Source organism: Pannonibacter sp. Q-1 (assembly GCF_054073275.1).
This window is the reverse complement of the sequence record NZ_JBSXNB010000018.1, coordinates 2,501-6,270: the sequence shown is the minus strand read 5'-3', so window position 1 is coordinate 6,270 and position 3,770 is coordinate 2,501. Positions and strand designations below refer to the sequence as shown.

General features: G+C 55.1%; 1 tRNA gene and 2 rRNA genes. All 3 read right to left on the bottom strand.

From position 1 onward, the window contains the following. Positions 1 to 109 precede the first annotated feature (109 nt). The 3 genes from ACVNHC_RS24375 to ACVNHC_RS24365 all read right to left on the bottom strand — a co-directional run bounded on the left by ACVNHC_RS24375 (position 110) and on the right by ACVNHC_RS24365 (position 3,388). Positions 110 to 186 (bottom strand) — tRNA-Met (locus tag ACVNHC_RS24375). Between the two features lie 45 nt (positions 187 to 231). Next, a 5S ribosomal RNA gene (rrf, locus tag ACVNHC_RS24370) occupies positions 232 to 346 on the bottom strand. 320 nt (positions 347 to 666) lie between these two features. Continuing rightward, positions 667 to 3,388: ribosomal RNA gene (locus tag ACVNHC_RS24365) — 23S ribosomal RNA — on the bottom strand. Between the last annotated feature and the right edge of the window lie 382 nt (positions 3,389 to 3,770).

Sequence of the window (3,770 nt, the reverse complement as noted above, 5' to 3'; positions counted from 1 at the left end):
TTTGCCCGTTTGTTTTTGTACTTGTTTTGTTCTTTTGTGATTATATAGGTGTTTTTAATGGTTTTAACCCCGTTTTGTGGACGAGGTTTTTGTATTTTGTTTTTTGATTTGGTTGCGGGGGCAGGATTTGAACCTGCGGCCTTCAGGTTATGAGCCTGACGAGCTACCGGGCTGCTCCACCCCGCGTTAGTTGGGTGGTTGTTGAAGAGGTGTTTTATCTGCGTTTTGCAGGCCTGGCAGCGACCTACTCTCCCGTGTCTTGAGACAAAGTACCATTGGCGCTGGGGGGTTTCACGGCCGAGTTCGGGATGGGATCGGGTGTTGGCCCCCCGCTGGGGCCACCAGGCCGGCGAAACGCAGATATGAGGAACTGGTCTTTTCAGGTTGTTCTGATCGATGATGATCCGGTTTGGATCGTTGCGCCGTTATGTTTGCTTTGAGCGTCCGCGAGGGACGTGACGGACCTGAGGTCCGCAAGCGCGACGCGCGCCGGCCGGTCAGGCCGCCCTCGCGGAGGGCAGCGCCCGTGAGCGGCAAGGAGTTACGGACCGGAGGTCCGCAAGGCCGAGTGCCGCCGCGGCTTATGCCGCGCGTTGTTCGCAGGACAGCGCGCTAGCGCGACCGTCCGTGAGAACATTTATATGGAATGGACATTGATTAATGAGAGTGATCAAGCCGAACGAGCTATTAGTAAGGCTCAGCTTCACACGTTGCCGTGCTTCCACATGCCTCCTATCGACGTGGTGGTCTACCACGGCTCTTCAGGGAGAACTTGTTTTGAGGTTAGTTTCCCGCTTAGATGCCTTCAGCGGTTATCTATTCCGAACATAGCTACCCTGCACTGCGGCTGGCGCCACAACAGGTCCACCAGAGGTTCGTCCATCCCGGTCCTCTCGTACTAGGGACAGATCCTCTCAATTCTCCTACACCCACGGCAGATAGGGACCGAACTGTCTCGCGACGTTCTGAACCCAACTCACGTACCGCTTTAAATGGCGAACAGCCATACCCTTGGGACCTGCTCCAGCCCCAGGATGCGATGAGTCGACATCGAGGTGCCAAACAACCCCGTCGATATGGACTCTTGGGGGTCATCAGCCTGTTATCCCCGGCGTACCTTTTATCCGTTGAGCGATGGCCCTTCCACGAGGGACCACCGGATCACTATGGCCGACTTTCGTCTCTGCTCGACTTGTCAGTCTCGCAGTCAGGCAGGCTTATGCCATTGCACTCGACGAGCGATTTCCGACCGCTCTGAGCCCACCTTCGCGCGCCTCCGTTACCATTTGGGAGGCGACCGCCCCAGTCAAACTACCCGCCACACACGGTCCCGGATGCTGTTACATCGCGGTTAGATATCCATGACGACAAGGGTGGTATTTCAAGGATGACTCCACGAGAGCTGGCGCCCTCGCTTCGACGTCTACCACCTATCCTACACATGTCGACACGAATACCAGTGTGAAGCTGTAGTAAAGGTGCACGGGGTCTTTCCGTCTGACCGCAGGAACCCCGCATCTTCACGGGGAATTCAATTTCACTGAGCCTATGCTGGAGACAGCGGGGAAGTCGTTACGCCATTCGTGCAGGTCGGAACTTACCCGACAAGGAATTTCGCTACCTTAGGACCGTTATAGTTACGGCCGCCGTTTACCGGGGCTTCAATTCGGAGCTTGCACACCTCCTCTTAACCTTCCGGCACCGGGCAGGCGTCAGACCCTATACGTCGCCTTACGGCTTCGCAGAGCCCTGTGTTTTTGATAAACAGTCGCCACCCCCTAGTCTGTGCCCCTCCTGACCGGTTGCCCGATCAGAAGGCTCCCTTCTCGCGAACTTACGGGAGCAATTTGCCGAGTTCCTTCAGCATAGTTCTCTCAAGCGCCTTGGTATGCTCTACCTGTCCACCTGTGTCGGTTTAGGGTACGGTCTATAATGCGGGGGCTATTTCCTGGGACACCTTCACCGCATCCCCAATCCAGTAAGGGGATACGATACACGGCATCCGTCACCACCCGCAGGCTGCAGAATATTAACTGCATTCCCATCGACTACGCCTTTCGGCCTCGCCTTAGGGGCCGGCTAACCCTGCTCCGATTAACGTTGAGCAGGAACCCTTGGACTTTCGGCGAGCGGGTCTCTCACCCGCTTTGTCGTTACTCATGTCAGCATTCGCACTTCCGATACCTCCAGCAGCCCTCACGGGTCTGCCTTCATCAGCCTACGGAACGCTCCGCTACCGCGCACTTACGTGCACCCGCAGTTTCGGCACATGGCTTGAGCCCCGTTACATTTTCGGCGCGGAACCCCTTGTTTAGACCAGTGAGCTGTTACGCTTTCTTTAAATGATGGCTGCTTCTAAGCCAACATCCTGGTTGTTTTGGGAGTTCTACATCCTTTCCCACTTAGCCATGATTTGGGGGCCTTAACTGGCGGTCAGGGTTGTTGCCCTCTCCACAATGGACGTTAGCACCCACTGTGTGTCTGCCAGATAGTACTTCCTGGTATTCGGAGTTTGGTTAGGATCAGTAAGACGGTAAGTCCCCATAGCCCATCCAGTGCTCTACCCCCAGGAGTATTCGTCTGACGCTCTACCTAAATAGATTTCGCGGAGAACCAGCTATTTCCGAGTTTGATTGGCCTTTCACCCCTAGCCACAACTCATCCCCGACTTTTTCAACAGGCGTGGGTTCGGTCCTCCAGTGCGTGTTACCGCACCTTCAACCTGGTCATGGCTAGATCACCCGGTTTCGGGTCTAATCCAACGAACTGAGGCGCCCTATTCAGACTCGGTTTCCCTACGCCTACACCTACCGGCTTAAGCTTGCTCGTTAAATTAAGTCGCTGACCCATTATACAAAAGGTACGCTGTCACCCTCTCGGGCTCCAACTGTTTGTAGGCATCCGGTTTCAGGATCTGTTTCACTCCCCTCGTCGGGGTGCTTTTCACCTTTCCCTCACGGTACTTGTGCACTATCGGTTAGCAAGGAGTACTTAGGCTTGGAGGGTGGTCCCCCCATGTTCAGACAGGATTTCACGTGTCCCGCCTTACTCAAGGACTTGCAGTCTCTCTACCCGTACGGGGCTGTCACCCGCTGAGGCCCGACTTTCCAGACGGTTCCGGTTCTAAACTGCAAGCCACTGGCCTGGTCCGCGTTCGCTCGCCACTACTAGCGGAGTCTCGGTTGATGTCCTTTCCTCCGGGTACTTAGATGTTTCAGTTCCCCGGGTTTGCTCCCTTGCGGGTACTCCATACGGAGTGGGTTGCCCCATTCGGAAATCGCCGGATCAAAGCTTATTCGCAGCTCCCCGACGCTTATCGCAGCGTATCACGTCCTTCATCGCCTCTTGCTACCAAGGCATCCACCAAATGCCCTTAAGACGCTTGATCACTCTCATTATCGATGTCCATTCCATGTTTGATCACCAGACAAGCCGAAGCCATCCAGTGCAAACAGGTCATCGATTTTAAGACCAGTTTCTCGAGGCCCTTTCAACGTTCCGCGCGGTCAAGTGCGGAACCATCGCTTTCGCAACACCTGAGGAACAACCCCAGAGCCGAAAGAACCTTCTCTTCAACGATGTCAAGAACAGGCCAGATCCATACAGACCCGGCAAACCTAATTTTCTTCAGGATGATAACAGGAACAGCGCGTCTGACGCAGCCGCTCGACTGATGAGTGATCGATCAAAGCAACAGCCAAACCGCAACAAGCCAGCTCAAAGCCAGCCGCATTGCGCATTTGGTGGAGACACCCGCGAGGGCTCTGCCC